Below are 20,872 nucleotides of genomic sequence, written 5' to 3'. Positions count from 1 at the left end.
TTTTAGGTGATTGGAATAATTCAAATTGGGCTGCAAACCCCCAGTTAACTAAAGTTGTGATAAAAGCAAAAATGGCAGAAAAGCGTAATATTTTTCTTGTTGGTCCTATGGGGGCTGGCAAAAGCACGATAGGAAGGCATCTTGCCGACGAACTTCATCTTGAGTTTTTTGATTCCGATCAGGAAATTGAACGTCGCACTGGCGCGGATATCGCGTGGATATTTGATTTAGAAGGTGAAGACGGTTTTAGACTTAGAGAAGAAACCGTAATTAACGACCTAACTGATAAACAAGGTATTGTTTTAGCGACTGGTGGCGGTTCTATTGTCAGCAAGAATGTTCGTAATCGTTTGTCCGCCCGTGGCATTGTGGTTTATTTACAAACGACCATAGACAAGCAAGTAGCGCGTACTCAACGAGACAAACGCCGTCCTTTATTGCAAAAAGATGATCCGGAAATGGTTTTACGCGAGCTTGCAGACTCTCGCAATCCTCTATATGAGGAAGTAGCTGACTACATCGTAGATACTGATGATCAGAGTGCAAGAGCTGTCGCGAGTCAAATCATAAACAAAATCGGACTTTAACTAGGTCGTTCTACATAAGAGGTATACGCTCATGTCAACAATTAGAGTAGAGTTGGGTGAGCGTAGTTACCCAATCAATATAGATTCAGGTTTACTTTCTTCTCAAGATTCCTTCAAAGATCAAATTAAAAGTGGCAAAGCTATTGTAGTAACAAATGAGGTGGTTAAACCCCTTTATTTGGATACGTTATTAGCCGCTTTAGACGGTGTTGAGGTTAACGTTGTATGTTTACCAGACGGTGAGCAGCATAAAAACCTCACCCAGTTCGATGCGGTGACGACCCAACTTCTTGAACAACACGCAGCGCGAGACACAACCCTAATAGCTTTAGGTGGTGGTGTTATTGGTGACCTAACCGGATTTGTCGCTGCCTGTTTCCAACGGGGTATTCCCTTTATTCAGGTGCCAACAACCTTACTTTCCCAAGTTGATTCATCAGTTGGCGGTAAAACAGCCGTTAATCACCCACTGGGTAAAAATATGATTGGCGCTTTTTATCAGCCCCAATCCGTTGTCATCGATATTGATACTTTGAAAACTTTACCCCCACGGGAATTTGCAGCGGGTATGGCTGAAGTTATCAAATACGGAATAATTTATGATGCTGAATTTTTTACATGGCTAGAAGATAACGCCCAAGAGTTAAAAGACCTCTCCCCTGAACATCTTAAATACGTTGTACAACGCTGTTGCGAAATCAAAGCTGAAATTGTCTCTAAAGATGAAAAAGAGCATGGAATTAGAGCCCTTCTTAACCTTGGACATACTTTTGGTCACGCTATAGAAGCGGAGCAAGGTTATGGTAATTGGTTACACGGTGAGGCTGTAGGCTGCGGCATGGTATTAGCGGCAAAAGCGGCCTATAAAAAACAGTGGATTTCAAAACCTGACTTAGACCGCATGATGGCCCTTATAAAGCTATTCGATTTGCCCGTAGACGCTCCTGAACACATGAATTACGACATTTTCATGCAACACATGCAACACGATAAAAAAGTGTTATCTGGCGCGATTAGGTTCATTATACCAACTGCCATTGGTGAAGCTGTTGTAACCAAAGATGTTGAACATCATATTTTGCAAAATATATTGAATAGCTAAGAGAATGGATTGTGGCCATTAACGAGTTGCATAGTCGGCTGGAATATTTAGTTTCATATTCGTCTCAGCTCATATTTATTAGCTGCGAAAGTTTGTCTCAGCAACAATCCTCTTTGCAGCAATTTATAGCCAAACAGCATGAAAATACCGAAGTAGCTTTTATCAATGGTGATAGCACCCTTAGAGATTCAGATTACAGAAACGAAATATATCGCCAATTAGTTAGCCACCCCCTATCGCCTAACGTTCCTCTCGATAAACAATTAATCCAACAGCTTGCAAAAGAAACAGGTCCTATTTTACTGTGTATTTGCGCAGCCCAACACATTTCAGCAAATTTGCTCAATGAACTTTGGAGCTTAGTTCTCAAAAACAAGGATTTAGAAAAGGGTCATCATCTCAATGTATTATTATTTGGAAGCCCAGAATGGACCGAATCCGCTAAATCAAACTTAGCAAAAGATAATCAACACCTTCCCATTTTGTTGAGCTCAGAGATTGTCACCACAAATCAATTTACTGAAAGTTATAGCCAAAGTATTACGCAAAAAAGAGCCGCAATCGCCCAGCAGTTTGCAAACAAGGCTAATGCTGACACCGACTCGACGATAAATAAACCTCTGTTTAAAATTTTAGCTGGCATCGCCTTTCTAGGTATTTTTTCTATGTTGATATTTTGGCAGTATCCTGATGAGATTAAACAATTCGTTAATCCTAACTACACGGTTACGGACCAGGCTGCTGTTGACCAAGCGGTTGTTGACAATGCTGACAACCAAGTTGACGAACCTCAACTAACCGCTCCCCTTGAATCAAAGGAAGTAGGCGAATTACAACAAGATATGTTGTCAGAAGAAAACCTCCAGCTCGAAACACAAATGGATAAACCGTTACCAGCAAAAGAGTCGCTAACCGCAGAGGAACAAAACAATGTTTTGCCCCCAGACGACTCACAAGCATTAGTAACTAGCTGGCAACAAGAAATTGAAAAACAAGAAATCGAAAAGCAAAGCATAGAAACTCAGGATACGAGTCAGGAGGCAGACGCAGAACCGTCACCTGATCAAGACACACCATTAATAGACCAAGACATTGATCCCAAAGTGCAACAGCTTACCCACCCAATTCTTGATTTAAGTGACAATCTTTACGTTTTACAACTGGCTTCCATGAGTAACTTAGATGTAGCAACGAGATTCGTAGAAGAACATGGTTTACAAGAAACAAGTTGGGTATACACTACTCAACGTTTTGGTGGAGATTGGCATGTGGTAATTTTCAAAAAAACCTTTGCCAATGTGCAACAAGCGCGGCAGTATACGGCCTTCTTACCCGATAGCATTGATAAGACAGTTCCATTTGCTAAATCAGTTAAACAAATTAAGGTAGAATTGGCAGTACCTCAGCAATAACCTCGTTGTAGTTACACCAAAAAGCGGACATGAAGAAAAACAAAAATCGGGCATTTCTGAAATGGGCAGGCGGTAAATACGGACTGATCGAAGAAATTTGCCAACGCTTACCTGAAGGTAACAAATTGATCGAACCATTTGTGGGTGCCGGCTCTGTTTTTTTGAACACCGAATACCCTCAATATGTATTGAATGATATCAACCCAGATCTCATCAATCTTTACTCTATTGTTAAAACCCAAGCAGACTATTTCATTCAGGAATCAGAGAAGCTTTTTAGTCCCTCGAATAATCAGGAAAAGAGATTCTACGAGCTTCGCAAAGAATTTAATCAATCAGATGACCTTTTCTTCAAATCTATTTTATTTTTGTATTTGAATAGACATGGTTACAACGGCCTCTGCCGATATAACCTGTCGGGTGGGTTTAATGTGCCTTTTGGTCGATATAAGGCCCCTTACTTTCCTAAAAAAGAGCTGCTTTATTTTGCAGAAAAATCACAGAAAGCGACTTTTACCTGTGAACCATTCCAACATAGTTTTGCACGGGCTAGATCAGGCAACGTTATCTACAGTGATCCGCCTTACGCACCTATCAGTTTAACCGCTAATTTCACTCAATATTCTAAGAATGGCTTTTCTTTAGACGAACAACTCATGCTCGCCAAATTAGCCAATCATAATGCAACGAAAAAATCGGTGAGTGTTTTAATCAGTAATCACGATACCCCTTTCACCCGTGATATTTATTCACAGGCAGATATTACCAGCTTGATGGTAAAACGGACGATCAGTCAAAAAGGTGATAAACGAGTAAAAGTGGGCGAACTTCTGGCCTTATATACCTAAGATCAGACGGGGGAGAAGTGAGATAGTTTTGCTAGTTTAATGCAATATTGACCACAGCAACCAAACCAAGTATCAACGCAATAACAAAGACAATACCAACGAGTAAAAAAGGCACAAATGACTTCTGCTGAAAGTCATTCTCATAATTTTGGTGAGATTGCACACCAAACACGCTAGCAGCAACGCTTTTAAAGACGCCCCACAAACTGTTACTTTGCTTTGATTCTGACAATTACTGAGTGTCCGGTTGAACGTTAGAGCGGTTATCAGCGGCTCTAGATAGTAGTTCTAGCAAATCTAAATAATGAAATTTATAGCCAGAACGCCCAGAAAACCAATTAGTCCAGCTAACACTGTTCTGCTGATTTGAAGCGCATCGGTTAATCGGGTGTGTAATTGGTAGGTTTGAATTAAATTCAATAACATCAATGTTTTGACAGAAATCATCGACACCAGAAAGTTGTGTTTGCAGCACAAAAACCATGCTGAACATAACTGCCCCAACTGACGAAAAGACTTTCAGCTTTCTGTTCATCTGACCACCTCAGTATTAAATCCAATAAAACCATTATACGTGTGTTGATAAAATGAACAACTAACTTTTATCTTAATATTCTGTCATTTGTCGAAGATTAAGGAGGTTCTAACCATACAAGATTAGATTTTAGCCGCCCTAATTTGCCCTAGAAAGCAAAAAAGCCAACTGAAAAGTTGGCTTTTTAGGCGTTTCAAATTATCGTTTTATTAGAACGATGTACCCCAGCTAACAACGAATTTAGTATCGTCATCACCTGATTCATCATCCGCTTTAGATACGCTCAAGGTGAAATCACCCTTAGACAGATCAATTTGGAAGTGGCCGTAGTCAACGTCACCATAAACGGCATCATCACTATCAAAGTCATAATATCCGTAAGTTAGGCCAAGACCAAACTCATTAGGAAGGTCAACACCGTAACCAACGCTGTAGTAAAGATCACCAGTACCAAAAGGTGCATCATCATCAGCTTGGCTGTTGATTGTGTAAGCCACACCAAAAGAAAAGGCTTTATATGTACCGTTGAAATAGATTTCGCCGAAATCTGAGTCTTCATAACCAGTTGCTGGATACATATAATAAATGTAACCAACATCGTAACCAAAATCACCAGACTCGCCGCCATAACCTAGGTAGAAATCGTTTTCTGTACCATCTACACCCCAGTCAATTGACCCTACCCAAGTACCTGCGTAAAAACCGCTATCGTTTGAGTAGTCAATACCACCAGAAACGGATACGTCATTAGCGCTTTGTGTTACGCCACGCCATAAATAGTTACTGGTAGCGCCAAAATTAGCTGATATATCAGCTTGGGCTATGGAACTAAAACTGCTTGCAGAAAGTACAGCGACTGCCAATGCGGTCAATTTCAACGTTTTCATATGTGTTCTCCGAAATTTATATTATTTTCAATGTTTTAATTTATATTATTATTATTATTTTTTTATTTTGTTGCTGGCATAGATAAGGCAATTCTAATGCCGCTTATTTACATTATCTCTACAAGAACGTAACTCTTTGTTTCTTATTAATAAAATTTAATAAGGAATAAATAAAGCTTATGTATAGTTCCTCTATTTAGGGATATTGAAGCACCAGATTGGTTCTCAAGCACCAATCTGGTGCTTGGTTTCAAAGTGACTAGCGCTTTTTTCATTAACCGTTTTTCTTTACACTATCGGCAAATTATTTTGGAGAAGTTCATGAGCCCTTTTTTAATTGCTCCATCTATCCTTTCCGCTAATTTTGCTTGTTTAGGAAATGAAGTGGACAAAGTGATAGAAGCAGGTGCAGATTTAGTGCATTTCGACGTAATGGATAACCATTACGTTCCAAACCTAACGGTAGGCCCGTTAGTTTGTGAGTCATTGGTAAAGCACGGCGTAACCAAACCCATTGATGTGCATCTAATGGTAGAGCCGGTAGATCAAATGATTGAAGACTTTGCTAAAGCAGGGGCACATCGCATCAGCTTCCATCCTGAGGCAACCAAACATTTAGATAGAAGTGTGCAGTTAGTCATAGAAAGTGGCTGTGAAGTTGGTTTAGTGCTCAACCCTGCCACACCACTTAATTGTCTCGACCATATTATCGATAAACTCGACTTTATCTTAATGATGTCTGTCAACCCTGGATTTGGAGGACAAAAATTTATTCCTCAAACCTTAGAAAAAATCAGAGCTGTTAAGCAGAGGGTACAGGCATCGGGCAAACAAATTAGAATTCAAATTGACGGTGGCGTAAAAGTCGATAATATTCGCAGCATTGCTGAAGCAGGGGCTGATACCTTTGTAGCTGGGTCAGCTATATTTAACCAGCCAGATTACAAACAAGTTATAGACCAAATGCGTGCAGAATTAAGTAAAGTAAACATGGCATAAGCCTGTTTCCAATTTTTTAAGAAGATTAATTTATACTATGAGTAAACCAATTGTATTAAGTGGCTGTCAGCCATCAGGGCAGCTGACTATAGGTAATTATATGGGCGCATTGCGCCAATGGGTGGGCATGCAACAGGACAACGATTGTCTTTACATGATCGTAGACATGCATGCCATTACCGTTCGTCAAGATCCTACCGCCCTCTACAACGCTTGCTTAGATGGTTTATCCTTGTATTTAGCTTGTGGTATTGATCCTAGTCAAAGCACTATTTTCATGCAGTCTCATGTTCCCGAGCATGCTCAGTTAGCATGGGTGCTTAACTGTTATACACAAATGGGTGAATTGAATCGAATGACTCAATTCAAAGATAAATCAGCAAAAAATGTCGCTAACGTGAATGCTGGTCTATTAACGTACCCTGCTCTCATGGCTGCCGATATATTGCTGTACCAACCAAATAAAGTGCCTGTAGGCGATGATCAAAAACAACACCTCGAATTAACTCGTGATGTTGCCACTCGCTTCAATAATTTGTATGGCGATGTGTTTACTATTCCTGATCCCTTTATTCCGGAATTTGGTGCACGCATAATGAGCCTTCAGGATCCGACTAGCAAGATGTCAAAATCAGATTCGAATCCAAACAACTTCGTTGGTTTACTAGAAGACACTAAAAAAATTAGTAAAAAGATAAAGCGTGCGGTAACTGATTCAGATGAGCAGGCTCGTATTTACTTCGACAAACAGGAAAAGCCAGGGGTTTCGAATTTATTATCTTTGTTATCTTGTGCTACTGGTAAAAGTGTCGATAGCTTAGTGCCTGAATACGAAGACAAAATGTATGGTCATTTGAAAGGCGACGTGGCTGATGCTGTTGTCGCTTTATTAGACCCAATTCAAGCTAGGTTTCACGAAATTCGTGCAGACCAAGCTTATTTGAATAGCGTCATGAAAGAGGGAGCTGAAAAAGCCAGTGCTCGCGCCTCGGTAATGATTGAAAAAGTGTATAAGTCAGTTGGGTTTATTCCAAAACCATAAGCACAGAGCTTTTCAAAAAGTCACTTGTTGAAAGTAATGTAGTTGCGGATAACCGTTTTAGGAAAGTAAATTGTCATGCTATTGTTGATCGATAATTATGACTCATTTACTCACAATCTTGCACGTTACTTTCGAGAATTGAACGTAGAAGTACAGGTAGTGAGAAATGACCAAATAAGCTGCGAACAGATTGCACAGCTAGCGCCAAAATATTTGGTTTTTTCTCCTGGTCCTTGTACCCCTAATGAAGCGGGCGTGACCTTAACAGCAATCCAAAGGTTTGCAGGCAAGATCCCTATCTTAGGTGTGTGTTTAGGTCATCAAGCGATAGGCCAAGTATTTGGTGCAAAAGTGGAAGTGGCTGAACACATTATGCATGGTAAAACCTCGAGCATCCGCCATAATCAAAGCCCACTGTTTGAGAATATCGAGGACCCATTTATTGCAACTCGTTATCATTCGCTGATACTTAACTCAGATTCTGTACCTAAAGAATTGCGCATAACCGCTTGGTGTGAAGAGTTTAGCAATTTTGAACCCATGGCAATTGAACATGAAAGCTGGCCGTTGATGGGGGTGCAATTTCATCCTGAATCACTTTTAACTATTGTAGGGCATAAATTACTATGGAATTTTGTTAGTATTGCCGATAAGTGGTGGTTAGACAAAAATCAAGGTGCTTTTTAGCTCAAATAAGAGCCACTAGCTAATAATAATACTCCCCATAAATAATATTCAAAGGCACTAAGAAAAATCAATGAGCGAACTTTTAGCACTGAAAAACGAAATCAATTTACGCTTTGATTACTTAACAATAAGTCTAAAGTTAGCTCAACAGCATATGGGGTTACTTAGTGAACCAAATGCCGTTGAACTGGTCGCTAAAAAAGAGACTAAACGCACTTTGTTAGAAGTTGAAAAACAGGCTAGGTATGACAAAGAACTAAATAGACTCACTCATTCAAACTATGTGCAACATATCCAAAACAAGATCCACAATGAAGTGAATAAGCGCATAGAGGCTCAACTTGAAGACACACAAAAGCTTTTTAACGAAGCTTTAGGCTTCGACCAAAACCTCCCAGCTTTACTTGATGCACTGGCCACTAGGGCGACCTCCATTAGTAAAATTGAACCCATAGCTGCAGGTATGCCATGGCTTTATGATGAATTGATAAGGCTCATCAACAGTCCAAAATATCGTAGAGTCGACTCAAATGGCAAAGTAGTAGTGGTTGAAAGTTTAAAAACAGCATTAAGTTATTTAGGTGTCGAAAACATCAAAATGCTAATTCCCTCCATTGCATTTAGACGTTGTTTGCCGCAAATTACCGACCCATTCCCTAAAATCAAAGTACAACTCATGGATGCCTCCATAGGCACTGCGATGTCATGTAAAAAGTTAGCTCAAGTCAATAAACTAGATAGTTATAATGCTTTTCTATTAGGGCTATTTCATGATTTTGGAAAGATTGTAATAGTGCGTTTGTTTTTCAAATTTTTTGACCAAGTGCACAGAGAAGCCCTTGTTGAAGCCCAGAATGAGGGTAAACCTGATGAACATTTTGCGTTAGGAGAAGTGGTACTTTCTGAAAGCTTTTTGTTAGAGGCGATAAAGAAGTATGGGTACATTTTAAGTACTGAACTGCTATCGCAAATGCCCTTCAAACGACTCGCTTTTGTGGAAGCAATGCAAGAATTTGCGAGTGACAAAGAAATAGCCGACATGTCACCTATGGGGAAAGTTCTGGTTCAGGGTGAAGCTTACAATCGATACCGGACACTTAAAGCCAATAAAATGATTTCGTTAGAGGAGGCAAAAGTGTATTTACGTCAATTTTATCTTCCTAAAGGAGCATTGGCTGAATTGAAGCTGACCAACTTACGAGATTTTGACATCATTCTGGATGAAAAATAAACAACTTTGCGTTTGTAATTGAAATTCACTCAAAATTGTTAAACTTTTTTTTACATAATCATGCACACGACTTTATTTCTAGAATAAACGTCCTTAATAGAGTAACTCCGTCAAGATAAGCAAACCTAATTTCACTGTTAGCATAATTTAATTAAATTGCTCAGCCTCAAAAGCAGCCATCCATAGACTTTTTGCCACATTAACAGCCCTGCAAGGCGTAGCACATTTTCAACGAGCTAGAGAGGTTTCCTTAGCATAAATAGTTATTCACTATTCCTGCAAAATTAGCCGCACGCCTTTAAATTTAAGGGTTTTCGGCGTTTCACCTAGAGACAGATTGATTTAAATCTGACACAATGCGCAGTCCAAATTGGTCGTTAGGCAAGATAATTTGATTGCCAATACAGTATAAATCACAAGTGAAAATATACGTCCAGAATTTTAAGTGAGGTAAAGAATGCAAGTAACACGCGCAACGTTTGACGAAGTTATGGTTCCTAATTACAACCCAGCTGCAATAGTTCCTGTTAAAGGCCAGGGATCACGAGTATGGGATCAGGAAGGAAAAGAGTACATAGACTTTGCCGGTGGTATCGCTGTGAACGTATTAGGTCATTGCCATCCTGATTTAGTTGCAACGTTGAAAGAACAAGGTGAGAAGTTGTGGCACCTAAGTAACGTATTTACCAATGAGCCAGCTTTGCGCTTAGGTAAAAAGTTAACTCATGCGACCTTCGCAGACAAAGTTTACTTTGCAAACTCAGGCGCAGAAGCCAATGAAGCAGCACTTAAACTAGCTAGACGGTATGCACTAGAGCATTTCGGCGAAGACAAAAATCAAATCATTGCATTTAACCAAGGTTTTCACGGACGGACATTTTTCACCGTAACTGTGGGTGGCCAATCAGCCTATTCCGATGGTTTTGGTCCAAAACCTGGCGCCGTTCAGCACGTAGACTTCAATAACCTTGATGCCCTTAAAGACATTATTTCAGACAAAACTTGTGCGGTAATTATGGAACCTCTTCAAGGTGAAGGTGGCGTAATCAGCTCAAGCCAAGAGTTTGTAGAAGGTGTACGTGCACTATGTTCTGAACATAATGCATTACTTATTTTTGATGAAGTACAGTCAGGAGTAGGACGTACAGGCAATTTATACGCTTATATGGGTCTTAATGTCATTCCTGACATTCTTACCACAGCAAAAGCCTTAGGCGGTGGTTTCCCAATCGGAGCCATGTTAACAACCAGCGAAATAGCTGCGAGTTTAAAAGTAGGTACCCACGGTAGTACTTATGGTGGTAATCCATTGGCTTGTGCCGTTGCCGAAAAAGTGTTGGATATTGTCAATACGCCAGCGGTTTTGCAGGACGTTAAGCGTAAAGAACAATTATTCCGTGATGGTCTAGAAAAAATTAATCAAAAATTCAACGTGTTTAGCGAAATACGTGGCGAGGGCTTATTGATAGGTTGCGCTTTGACTGAACAATATCAGGGCAAAGCAAGAGACTTCCTAGTTGCTTCTGCTGCAAACAACATGATGTGTTTAGTTGCCGGTGCTAATGTTGTGCGTTTTGCTCCTTCTTTGGTGATACCTGATGAAGATATTGCAGAGGGTCTAGCTCGTTTTGAACGCGCCATTGAGCATGTTGTAAATAGCTAAACTAAACGCAAACAGTAAAGTGAGCACGCCATTATGAAAGTGATCCGTCCTATTGCGTTAAGTGATTATGATGAGTTGTACAATATCGCGGTTGAATCAGGCATTGGTTTTACATCATTGCCTGTTAACGAAGCTTTATTACGACGCAAAATAGAACAATCTGAAATTGCCTTTAAGGAGCAGGTTGATAAGCCTGCGAATCAAAGCTATTTATTTGTTATGGAAGATACCGACAGCCATGAGGTTGTTGGTACTAGTGGTATTGCAGCAACTGTGGGGTTAGAAGACTCTTTCTACCACTATCATTGTGGCAAAGTGGTACATGCCTCTCGCGAGCTTAAAATTCACAATACTGTGGACATTTTGACCTTATGTAACGATTACACGGGCGTGTCTGAAATATGTACGTTGTTCCTGAAAGAAAATGCGCGACAAGGTAGCAATGGTCGTTTACTTTCTAAGTTTCGATTTTTGTTTATGTTGGAACATCAAACACGATTTTCGGAGACAGTGATTGCTGAAATGCGTGGCGTGAGTGACGAAAACGGTACCTCTCCCTTTTGGCAGTGGCTTGAAGAGCATTTCTTCTCAATGGACTTTCCTACAGCGGACTATTTAACCGGCATTGGCGATAAAGTGTTTATTGCAGAGTTAATGCCTAAATACCCCATTTACGTCAGTTTACTAAGTAAAGCGGCCCAAGCTGTTATTGGTCAAGTACATGAAAAAACGCGTCCAGCGTTACAGCTTTTACAACAAGAAGGGTTTATCAGTCGTGGATATGTAGATATTTTTGACGGTGGCCCAACTGTAGAAGCGAATCTTCAACACATTCGAACCGCCCAAGCCAGTCGTAAGCTGCCAATTAAGATTGACCAGCAAAAAGCGGCTGAAGGTGTGTTGTGTTATGTGATTAATACCCAAGTAAAAAACTTCAGAGCCGTATCCACCGAAGTCTATGTGGATAAAGAGCAGAACGTTGCGTATATCTCTGCGCAAAGCGCGGCAGCACTTTTGGTCAGCGAGAACGATCCAATTCGCTTTGCACCAACCAAAATAATTTAATAACCCAGCCATAGGAATTAAGTATGACGACACAAGCCCACTATATTGCAGGTGAGTGGCACCTAGGTGAAGGTCACGATATTCAATCAATTGATCCCGCTAAAAACACCGTTATTTGGCAAGCCAAATCGGCTTCATCCAAACAAATAGATACAGCTATAAAAGCTGCTCGAAAGGCGTTTTTAAGTTGGAGTGATTTGCCACTTGAGAAGCGCTTAGACATAGTTAAACGCTATGCAGAACTTCTTACTGAAAACAAACAAGACTTAGCGTTAACCATCGCCCAAGAAACCGGAAAACCCTTATGGGAAACGGCCACAGAAGTGGGCGCCATGGTAGGCAAAATAGCAATATCGGAGCGAGCCTATCATGACCGCACCGGTACAGTTGAAAACCCAATGCCGGTAGGTAAAGCCTTTATTCGCCATAAACCCCATGGTGTGGTAGCTGTTTTTGGGCCCTATAATTTCCCAGGTCACCTACCCAATGGTCATATTGTTCCTGCACTTATTGCCGGTAACACCATCGTATTCAAACCCAGTGACTTGACGCCATTAGTGGCTCAGAAAATGGTCCAACTTTGGCAGCAAGCAGGGTTACCATCAGGTGTTTTGAATTTAGTCCAAGGTGAAGTGGAAACCGGTAAAGCTCTTGCCAGTCACGCTGAAATTGATGGACTGTTTTTCACCGGTAGTTCTCGTACTGGCAAAATTTTACATGAACAATTTGCAGGTCATCCAGGCAAAATATTAGCCTTGGAAATGGGCGGTAACAACCCTCTTATCGTTAAGGATGCACAAGATATTGATGCGGTTGTCCACGATATTGTGCAGTCGGCATTTGTTACCTCTGGGCAGCGTTGCACTTGTGCTCGTCGTTTGTTTATTCAAACAGGTGAACAAGGTGACGCTATTTTAGCAAAACTCACAGCGGTAACGAAAAACATCAAAGTCGATCATTACGATGCTGAAGTACAACCTTTTATGGGCGCGATGATTTCTGCTAATGCAGCAGCGGCTATGGTGAATGCACAGCAACAACTGCTTGATTTAGGTGCCTCTGAGTTGGTTAAACTAACTCACACGGATACTGCCACAGGTTTTGTCACACCGGGTATTCTCGATGTAACCGCAATTCACAACGATATGCCTGATGAAGAGCATTTTGGACCGCTGTTGAAGGTCATTCGATATGACGATTTCGACAACGCAATTGAAGCCGCGAATAACACTAAGTTTGGATTAAGTGCCGGATTTATTGGTGATAGTGAAGAAGATTACCAACACTTTTTCAAGCGCATTCGTGCTGGAATAGTCAATTGGAATCGACCTATAACCGGAGCAAGCAGTGCCGCTCCCTTCGGCGGTATTGGTGAAAGTGGTAACCATCGAGCCAGTGCTTATTACGCTGCCGATTATTGTGCATTCCCAGTTGCATCTGTGGAATTAGAGCAAGTTACCTTGCCAGCAACCTTAAGCCCCGGCTTAACCCTTTAACATTATTCATCGCCTGTAAAACTTTTGTTTTGCAGGCTCTTTTACTTAATTGAGGTAAGCGGCAACTATGCATACTGACATTGACACTTTGTTTGCAAATCTGTGGCAAGACTATTTAAACATTACACCTTCAGCGCAAAAAGTGCATGAATTACTCGGCCAATACAATGGACAATCAGAGTTAGTAAATGACCATGTGGCATTTCGTACTTTTGACATAGACAGCGTCAATTTAGATAAGCTGGCAGCGCATTTTTTAGCCCTGGGTTATGTGGAAAAAGGCCAATATGACTTTGTGCAAAAAAAGCTCAAAGCAAAACATTTTGAACACCCAGAAAGTACTCAACCGAAAGTATTCATCAGTGAACTACTGGTCAACGAATTCGACAAACCGGTACAAACCATCATTCGTAACATGGTGAGTCAGGTTGCCGAAGATGCTGTAATTCAAGACAACTTTTTGTATTCAGGTCCCCATTGGCAAGTTTCCAGCGCAGACTATGAAACACTGTTAGAAGTTTCAGAATATGCTGCTTGGATGGCAGCGTGGGGCTATCGTGCTAACCATTTCACGGTCTCTGTGAATCACCTACAAGACTTAGCTACACTAAGTGAGGTGAACGAGTTATTAAAACAAGCAGGTTTTACACTTAACACCTCTGGTGGCGAAATTAAAGGTGGTCCCGAGGTTTACCTCGCGCAATCTTCGACAATGGCGGATCATATTGAAGTAAAGTTTGCAGATACCAGTAAAGTTATTCCGAGCTGCTTCTATGAATTTGCGCAAAGATACGAATTGCCCAATGGTGAACTATATCAAGGTTTTGTGGCCGCATCGGCGGATAAGATCTTCGAGAGTACTAACGCCAAAAAACCCTAAAAAGGTATTTAAAAGCGTTGTATTTTAAGTCACTATAAAGATAGTGAGCGCTAACAAATAGCATCAACTAATGACAATAACTGTTGATAGCGAATTGACTGACAAAGGCCAAAGCCATTAAGGTTTCTGGCCTTTATTTTTGACAAATAGGGATTCGTCAGGCCCGCCAAAAAGCGTGTAAACAATACGTTAGAAACAGGTTCATTGAACTTGGCTGTATAGACAGAAGACAGCTCAGCATATAGATTGCGAAGTTGCTGCTCATCAGGTAGCGCAGCATCCACCACCTCAGGCAGAGCAATGCCACCAGCAAGACAAACACTGCAATGCCCACAAGCTTGGCTTAAGCTGCTATCGTCAAAATAATTAGCTAATGTTTGGCTTAGGCACTGTTTGTTTTGAAAGAAGTCCACCAGATCAGCAATGCGTTTAATTTCAGCGACTTCCCGCTGTTTAAAATAAGCATATAGTGACTCACTTAAATCACTAGCCGCTAACCTTTCCTCATCCACACTAAACACATCGGTATGACGTTGGCTTTGTAATTCAATGAGTTCTTGACCATGCAAATAATCCAACGCGCTTACCAAACGGTTGCGGGGATGCGGGTAAGCTCTTTGTAGCCCTTCTTGATCCAGTGTTGCCCACACTTTTTTCAAGGGGCTAGCAGCAAATACAGCCTCTAAGAATTGTCGTCTTTCACCATTAAAACGCGCTAATATTGCCGAAGTATCTTGATTAAAACGAAAGCGAATTTCTGAAAAATACCCAAACAACGGGGTAATGACTTGTCGCAATTCCAATTGTACCAACAAGGTTTTGAGGGGTAATTGACGAACATTAGTGTCGTTAGATAAGGGGATTAACTGAGTTTCCCACCTAGTTTCTGGGTTGGAAGAATCACTGCAAAGATCTTTAATATTTTGGATAACTTTGGCAATACTCGCCAGCTCTGGTGTATCGGCATACACAAAGTTTTCTAGGCGAGTTAAGTTATTCAAATTTGCTAGGGTAATGCATTCTGAGGGCAAACCATCTCTCCCTGCCCGGCCAATCTCTTGACTATATGCTTCTATTGATTTCGGTAATTCGTAATGAATAACAAAGCGTATATTGGACTTGTCTACCCCCATACCAAAGGCAATAGTGGCCACCACTATATCAACCTCATCAGCCATAAATTGCTGCTGGGTAGATAGTCGTTGTTGGTCTTTTAAACCAGCATGATAAGGTACGGCATTGTGTCCTTGCTGTCGTAATAATAATGCCAATTCTTCAGCTTCTTTTTGCAAAGTAACATACACAATTCCGGCACCATCAAGGTGGCTAAGTTGCTCCACTAATATTTCAGCTTTTTGCTCTTCTGGCGCATGTAAAACATTTAGGTTTAAGTTTTCCCGGTAAAATCCGGTTTGCACAATATGCTGGGATTGAATGGCGAACTTCTTCGCCATGTCTTGCTTAACCTTTGCCGTGGCAGTGGCAGTGAGCAAAAGCGCCTGTGGTATATTCAATGCTTTTTGGTAAGCGGGTAACTTTAAATAATCGGGTCGAAAGTTATGCCCCCATTCAGAGATACAATGGGCTTCGTCTATCACCAATAAAGACACATCTACTGATTCAATAAACTGCCGAAACCGTTCATTTTTAAAGCGCTCCACAGACACCATTAATATCTTTAACACGCCACTACGGGCATCTTCCATGACCTGCTGGTTTTGTGCATAACTTAAGGTTGAGTCGACTTTTGCCGCAGGGATATTGCGCGCCAGTAAAAAATCCAACTGATCTTGCATCAAAGCCAGTAAAGGTGACACTACCAAGGTTAAGTGTGGTAAATGCAATGCACTAAATTGATAACACAAAGACTTTCCTGAGCCAGTTGGGAATATGGCCAAGCAAGAGTGTTGTTGCAATATAGTCTCAATCACAGGAAGTTGACCATTCCTAAAATCATCAAAACCAAAGTGTTGCTTGAGCGACGAGGCTAATTGCTGTTTCAATTGAGACATCCTAGTAGTTTATCTGTTGTTTTTTAACTTTTGATGGCGTTACGTCTCATAGGCGAATGAGAACTTAATTTGATAGTAGGAGTGGCGACAAAGAAATGCAATTTGCGGTCAAAAATCTGTACTTCTGACAGAAAATCAACCGCACTAATGAAAGGGTTATACAATCCAACCTTTGACAATCGCTTTACTGGATAACCAAATTAAGAAGGCTGAAACCAGCAGTATCATAATGGGCATAACTGCAGCGCCAGGCCCATAAACGTCTAAGGCGTTTGATATAAAAAAGGAGTGGGCCATTTGCACCAATACGCCAATAAAGGATAACCAAAAAATAATTCGTGCGAAGGACTTCTTAAACAATAAAGCAAGGCACCCCAAGGTTCCACCAAACACAGCAAAGGCAAATGCCAAAAGCACCCAGAAAGGTTGCTCTAAATACAAACGCTGCTCTTCAGGTGGCATCAAGTTTATATGCTCGGGGCTCATCGTTACTTGCTGAACAAAAGCCATTACACCTAACAAATTCCAAAGTAACAATATGCTAGCAACAATCCAAAACCATTTCGGGGCGGGATTCATTTGCGATTTTTGCATATCTGTCTCCTTCTTACCTTTTTTACGTTAGTTGTTATCTTCAGCGCCGGAATTTTCTGAATCAGATTCAACGGCTGAAGCATTAAATTCAACTTCAACATCATCGACCCTTTGTAAACCACGAGGAAGTTTATTTCCTCTCCGACCTCTTTCACCTTGATAGTGAACCAGATCAGCGGAAGTTAGCGTCATACTGCGTTTACCGGCAATAATTTTTACGCTAGCGCCATCAGGTACTACGGTCAGAACAGTGACATATTCTTCTCTGGTTTTTGCTTTAGCAGAAGGAATATTAATAATTTTGTTGCCTTTACCTTTGCCTAGGCTAGGTAGATCACGCAACGGAAACATTAACATTCGACCTTCATTGGATATGGCCATACACCAATCAGTTTCTATATTAGACACTGTTTGCGGCTTAATCACTTTTGCACCTACAGGTAACGAAATATAGGCCTTACCCGCTTTATTCTTGCTAACCATATCAGCAAATTTACCGACAAAACCATATCCGGCGTCGGATGAAATTAAGTATCTCTGGTCATCAGAGGCCATTATTACATGCTGGAAGGTTTCTCCACCGACTACACTGAAACGTCCGGTAAGGGGTTCTCCTTGGCTTCGTGCTGAAGGTAAGGTGTGAGCATCACAGGCGAAGGTACGCCCTGAACTATCTAAGAACACAGCTTGCTGATTGCTGCGCCCTTTGGCACTGGCAAGGTAAACATCTCCAGCTTTATAACTTAGGCCTTCAACGTCCACATCATGACCTTTAGCACAGCGTGCCCATCCTTTGTCAGATAACACAACGGTTACCGCTTCAGATGGAACTAACTCTTTATCCGACAACGCTTTTGCTTCTTCTCGCTGCACCAATGGTGAGCGCCTATCATCACCGTACTTTTCAGCATCAGCGAGAATTTCTTTCTTAATTAAGGTTTTCAGGCGACGATCTGAGCCTAACAATAATTGTAATTGATCACGCTCTTTAGCCAGCTCTTCTTGTTCAGATTTAATTTTAAATTCTTCAAGTTTCGCCAAATGACGTAACTTAAGTTCTAAAATGGCTTCGGCTTGTTTATCAGATAAATTAAAGGTTTTAATTAACTGTTGTTTAGGCTCATCTTCATAACGAATGATACGAATGACTTCATCAATATTTAAAAAGGCAATTAATAAACCTTCTAAAATATGTAATCTAGCCAGAACTTTATCGAGACGATATTGCAAACGTCTAACCACAGTATCTTTTCGGAAAACTAACCATTCACTTAAAATCGTGCGTAAATCTTTGACCTGAGGACGCCCATCCAAGCCAATCATATTGATGTTAACGCGGTAATTCTTTTCCAGATCTGTAGTGGCAAATAAGTGTTGCATTAACTGCTCAACATCCACACGGTTTGAGCGCGGTGTGATAACTAAGCGTGTAGGGTTTTCGTGATCAGACTCGTCCCGTAAGTCACTCACCATAGGCAGCTTTTTGGCCTGCATTTGATTCGCAATTTGTTCGAGAATTTTTCCACCTGAGGCTTGATGAGGCAATGCGGTAATAACGATATCACCACTTTCATCATGGTAAACTGCACGCATTTTTATGGAACCACGCCCAGTCTCATAAAGCTTAGCAATATCTTCTCTAGGCGTAATAATTTCAGCTTCTGTAGGATAATCAGGGGCTTGAATATGGGCCAAAACATCCTGCAATTCAGCTTTACTATTATCCAGCAAGAGCGCACAAGCATTTGCCACTTCTCGCACATTATGAGGAGGAATATCAGTGGCCATACCCACGGCAATACCGGTAACACCATTGAGTAAAATATGCGGAAGACGAGCAGGCAATACCTTAGGTTCATCCATAGTGCCATCAAAGTTAGGTTGCCAATCAACCGTCCCTTGACCGAGTTCACTAAGTAATACTTCACTGAATTTGGATAAGCGTGATTCCGTATAACGCATAGCAGCAAAAGATTTCGGATCATCGGGTGCCCCCCAATTTCCTTGCCCATCGACTAACGGATAACGATAGGAAAAAGGCTGCGCCATTAACACCATAGCTTCATAACACGCAGAGTCACCATGAGGATGAAATTTACCTAACACATCCCCAACGGTTCTTGCTGACTTTTTATACTTCGCAGAAGCACTCAAGCCCAATTCAGACATGGCATAAACAATTCGTCGTTGCACCGGCTTCAGGCCATCACCAATGTGAGGCAAAGCGCGATCCATGATGACGTACATTGAATAGTTTAAATATGCATCTTCGGTAAAACGACTCAGTGCGAGTTGCTCTGAGCCATCTTTATTGATAATTGTATCTTCACTCATAGTATATTTGTGCGGGCCATTTTCAATGCGACCAGAATAAACACGCTATTCATGGTCGGTATTTTTATTATTTTTCACTGCCCTTTCGGGCAACTTTATCACTGAATAACAGAGTAGCTTATGTGATGTTCAAAAGCTCAATTAAACTGTCTATTTTTGATAGGTTACCTTATAAATCACATTAGCGAAATCATCGGATATCAACATACTACCATCAGGTAAAGTTAAAAAAGCAACTGGACGCCCCCAAACTGTATCATCCGGATTTAGAAATCCTTCAATAAAAGTCTCGTAAGAACCAATTTCAGTACCATCAAAATTTGCTCGCATAACTCGGTAACCGGATTTTTCCGACCGATTCCAAGAACCATGTTCTGCGACAAATAGTGACTTCTTATAAGCCGCAGGAAAATGTTCACCTTGATAAAAGTGCACGCCTAATGGCGCAACATGCGCACCCAGTTTAAGTTCAGGTTTAGTGTAATCATCAGGGTCTTTACCACTACCAAATTCTGGATCAATAATATCTCCACCGTGTATATAAGGATAACCAAAATGCTGATCATCAGCAGTAACACGGTTAATCTCACAAGGTGGAATATCATCTCCCATCCAATCTCGTCCGTTGTCGCTAAACCACAACTCTTTGCTGTCAGGCTGCCAATCGAAACCCACGGTATTTCTGACACCTTTAGCGACCCACTTCATTTCGCCAGTGGCTAGGTCAAACTTTAAAATGCTGGCAAATCTAGGATCGTCAAATTTACCATCGCCCACGGTTTGACAAATATTACATGGCGCGCCTACCGGCACATACAACCAACCATCAGGGCCAAAATCGATATACTTCCAACCATGATGGGTTTCTGTGGGCAAACCACTAATCACAACCTCTGGTTTTGGTGAATTAGCATACACATCATCAATATTTTCGAATTTCAGTACTTCGCTCACGGCTGCAACATAAAGATCACCGTCTTTGTATGCAATACCCGTAGGCATAGTCAAATTTTCAGCAACCACGACAACTTTATCTGCCTTGCCATCTTTGTCAGTGTCCACCACGGCATGCACTTTACCTTCTCCGCGACTACCCACATAAATAATACCGTTTTTCCCCCATGCCATCTGCCGAGCATTGGTTACTCCTTCAGCGTACACCTCAATTTTAAACCCATCAGGTAATGTCAGTTTCTCTAATGGTAACGTGTGTCCCAAATTGGAATACATAACAGCAAAAAGCAGCGTCAACACGCCTAGTATATATTTCATCTAAAAATCCTTATGTGGAGTAATCTGATCAGCACCTTAACTATACGCATTTTTCTTTGTTTTTAGTCGAACTATTTAGACTAATACGATGAACGCAGAGATAACCTAGATACTTTACTTCTTTTGCGCTCAAACTTTCTCCTTCAGTCAATCTAAAAATAGCCGTTAAATTGGCAAACTCACAATTTTAAAATTGAAAAACCCGATGCCAAAGGGTTTAATGATA

The 20,872-nt window shown here is 41.0% G+C and carries 19 protein-coding genes; 12 read left to right on the top strand and 7 right to left on the bottom strand.

Annotation, left to right across the window (positions count from 1 at the left end; translation table 11 throughout):
* Positions 1 to 71: 71 nt before the first annotated feature.
* The 4 genes from aroK to ABJV04_RS10680 are packed head-to-tail and all read left to right on the top strand — an operon-like array spanning position 72 to position 3,949.
* Entirely contained in the window at positions 72 to 587 is a 516-nt protein-coding gene (gene aroK / locus ABJV04_RS10695; protein WP_303471661.1) for a shikimate kinase AroK, read from the top strand.
* Positions 588 to 618: 31 nt separating this feature from the next.
* Positions 619 to 1,689 carry a 3-dehydroquinate synthase gene (gene aroB, locus ABJV04_RS10690; RefSeq protein ID WP_348491505.1) on the top strand — a complete coding sequence of 357 codons (1,071 nt, stop codon included), beginning with the start codon at positions 619 to 621 and terminating at the stop codon, positions 1,687 to 1,689.
* An 11-nt stretch (positions 1,690 to 1,700) separates the two neighbouring features.
* Positions 1,701 to 3,101 (top strand): hypothetical protein, encoded by a 1,401-nt coding sequence (locus ABJV04_RS10685; RefSeq protein WP_348491504.1) that lies wholly within the window; start codon positions 1,701 to 1,703, stop codon positions 3,099 to 3,101.
* A gap of 29 nt (positions 3,102 to 3,130) precedes the next feature.
* Positions 3,131 to 3,949: a Dam family site-specific DNA-(adenine-N6)-methyltransferase gene (locus ABJV04_RS10680; protein ID WP_348491503.1), complete on the top strand. Its 819-nt coding sequence runs from the start codon at positions 3,131 to 3,133 to the stop codon at positions 3,947 to 3,949.
* 31 nt (positions 3,950 to 3,980) lie between these two features.
* Here the strand turns inward: ABJV04_RS10680 and ABJV04_RS10675 are convergent, their stop codons facing one another.
* From ABJV04_RS10675 to ABJV04_RS10665, 3 genes are all read right to left on the bottom strand, one after another.
* The gene (locus ABJV04_RS10675) at positions 3,981 to 4,181 is read right to left on the bottom strand and encodes a DUF2970 domain-containing protein (RefSeq protein WP_348491502.1); all 201 of its coding nucleotides are present in this window, start codon (positions 4,179 to 4,181) and stop codon (positions 3,981 to 3,983) included.
* Positions 4,182 to 4,484, bottom strand: a complete 303-nt coding sequence (locus ABJV04_RS10670; RefSeq protein WP_348491501.1) for a hypothetical protein — start codon at positions 4,482 to 4,484, stop codon at positions 4,182 to 4,184.
* Positions 4,485 to 4,693: 209 nt separating this feature from the next.
* Complete coding sequence (locus ABJV04_RS10665) at positions 4,694 to 5,371, bottom strand: TorF family putative porin (RefSeq protein WP_348491500.1); 678 nt, start codon at positions 5,369 to 5,371, stop codon at positions 4,694 to 4,696.
* Between the two features lie 321 nt (positions 5,372 to 5,692).
* On the opposite strand from ABJV04_RS10665, the gene rpe reads away from it, so the two are divergent.
* The 8 genes from rpe to ABJV04_RS10625 all read left to right on the top strand — a co-directional run bounded on the left by rpe (position 5,693) and on the right by ABJV04_RS10625 (position 14,434).
* Entirely contained in the window at positions 5,693 to 6,370 is a 678-nt protein-coding gene (rpe, locus tag ABJV04_RS10660; RefSeq protein WP_348491499.1) for a ribulose-phosphate 3-epimerase, read from the top strand.
* Between the two features lie 37 nt (positions 6,371 to 6,407).
* Entirely contained in the window at positions 6,408 to 7,412 is a 1,005-nt protein-coding gene (gene trpS, locus ABJV04_RS10655; RefSeq protein WP_348491498.1) for a tryptophan--tRNA ligase, read from the top strand.
* 75 nt (positions 7,413 to 7,487) lie between these two features.
* Positions 7,488 to 8,099 carry an aminodeoxychorismate/anthranilate synthase component II gene (locus ABJV04_RS10650; protein ID WP_348491497.1) on the top strand — a complete coding sequence of 204 codons (612 nt, stop codon included), beginning with the start codon at positions 7,488 to 7,490 and terminating at the stop codon, positions 8,097 to 8,099.
* 70 nt (positions 8,100 to 8,169) lie between these two features.
* A complete protein-coding gene (locus ABJV04_RS10645; protein ID WP_348491496.1) occupies positions 8,170 to 9,330 on the top strand; it encodes an HDOD domain-containing protein in 1,161 nt (386 codons plus the stop codon).
* Positions 9,331 to 9,787: 457 nt separating this feature from the next.
* The gene (locus ABJV04_RS10640) at positions 9,788 to 10,993 is read left to right on the top strand and encodes an aspartate aminotransferase family protein (RefSeq protein WP_348491495.1); all 1,206 of its coding nucleotides are present in this window, start codon (positions 9,788 to 9,790) and stop codon (positions 10,991 to 10,993) included.
* Positions 10,994 to 11,026: 33 nt separating this feature from the next.
* Positions 11,027 to 12,058, top strand: a complete 1,032-nt coding sequence (gene astA, locus ABJV04_RS10635; protein ID WP_348491494.1) for an arginine N-succinyltransferase — start codon at positions 11,027 to 11,029, stop codon at positions 12,056 to 12,058.
* Positions 12,059 to 12,081: 23 nt separating this feature from the next.
* On the top strand, positions 12,082 to 13,554 hold the full coding sequence (gene astD, locus ABJV04_RS10630) for a succinylglutamate-semialdehyde dehydrogenase (RefSeq protein WP_348491493.1): 1,473 nt from the start codon (positions 12,082 to 12,084) through the stop codon (positions 13,552 to 13,554).
* Positions 13,555 to 13,621: 67 nt separating this feature from the next.
* Positions 13,622 to 14,434 (top strand): DUF1338 domain-containing protein, encoded by an 813-nt coding sequence (locus ABJV04_RS10625; RefSeq protein WP_348491492.1) that lies wholly within the window; start codon positions 13,622 to 13,624, stop codon positions 14,432 to 14,434.
* A 50-nt stretch (positions 14,435 to 14,484) separates the two neighbouring features.
* Here ABJV04_RS10625 and ABJV04_RS10620 read toward each other — a convergent pair whose 3' ends face one another.
* The 4 genes from ABJV04_RS10620 to ABJV04_RS10605 form a co-directional block, all read right to left on the bottom strand.
* Positions 14,485 to 16,437, bottom strand: coding sequence for a RecQ family ATP-dependent DNA helicase (locus ABJV04_RS10620; RefSeq protein WP_348491491.1), 1,953 nt, complete (start codon positions 16,435 to 16,437; stop codon positions 14,485 to 14,487).
* Positions 16,438 to 16,602: 165 nt separating this feature from the next.
* Positions 16,603 to 17,040 (bottom strand): hypothetical protein, encoded by a 438-nt coding sequence (locus tag ABJV04_RS10615; RefSeq protein ID WP_348491490.1) that lies wholly within the window; start codon positions 17,038 to 17,040, stop codon positions 16,603 to 16,605.
* Between the two features lie 27 nt (positions 17,041 to 17,067).
* On the bottom strand, positions 17,068 to 19,374 hold the full coding sequence (gene parC / locus ABJV04_RS10610) for a DNA topoisomerase IV subunit A (RefSeq protein ID WP_348491489.1): 2,307 nt from the start codon (positions 19,372 to 19,374) through the stop codon (positions 17,068 to 17,070).
* 150 nt (positions 19,375 to 19,524) lie between these two features.
* The gene (locus ABJV04_RS10605) at positions 19,525 to 20,646 is read right to left on the bottom strand and encodes a PQQ-dependent sugar dehydrogenase (RefSeq protein ID WP_348491488.1); all 1,122 of its coding nucleotides are present in this window, start codon (positions 20,644 to 20,646) and stop codon (positions 19,525 to 19,527) included.
* Between the last annotated feature and the right edge of the window lie 226 nt (positions 20,647 to 20,872).

This window comes from Aliiglaciecola sp., assembly GCF_039982535.1.
In the GTDB taxonomy this organism is placed as follows: Bacteria; Pseudomonadota; Gammaproteobacteria; order Enterobacterales; family Alteromonadaceae; genus Aliiglaciecola.
The sequence above is the reverse complement of the archived record's forward strand: the minus strand, read 5'-3'. Positions and strand labels throughout refer to the sequence as shown.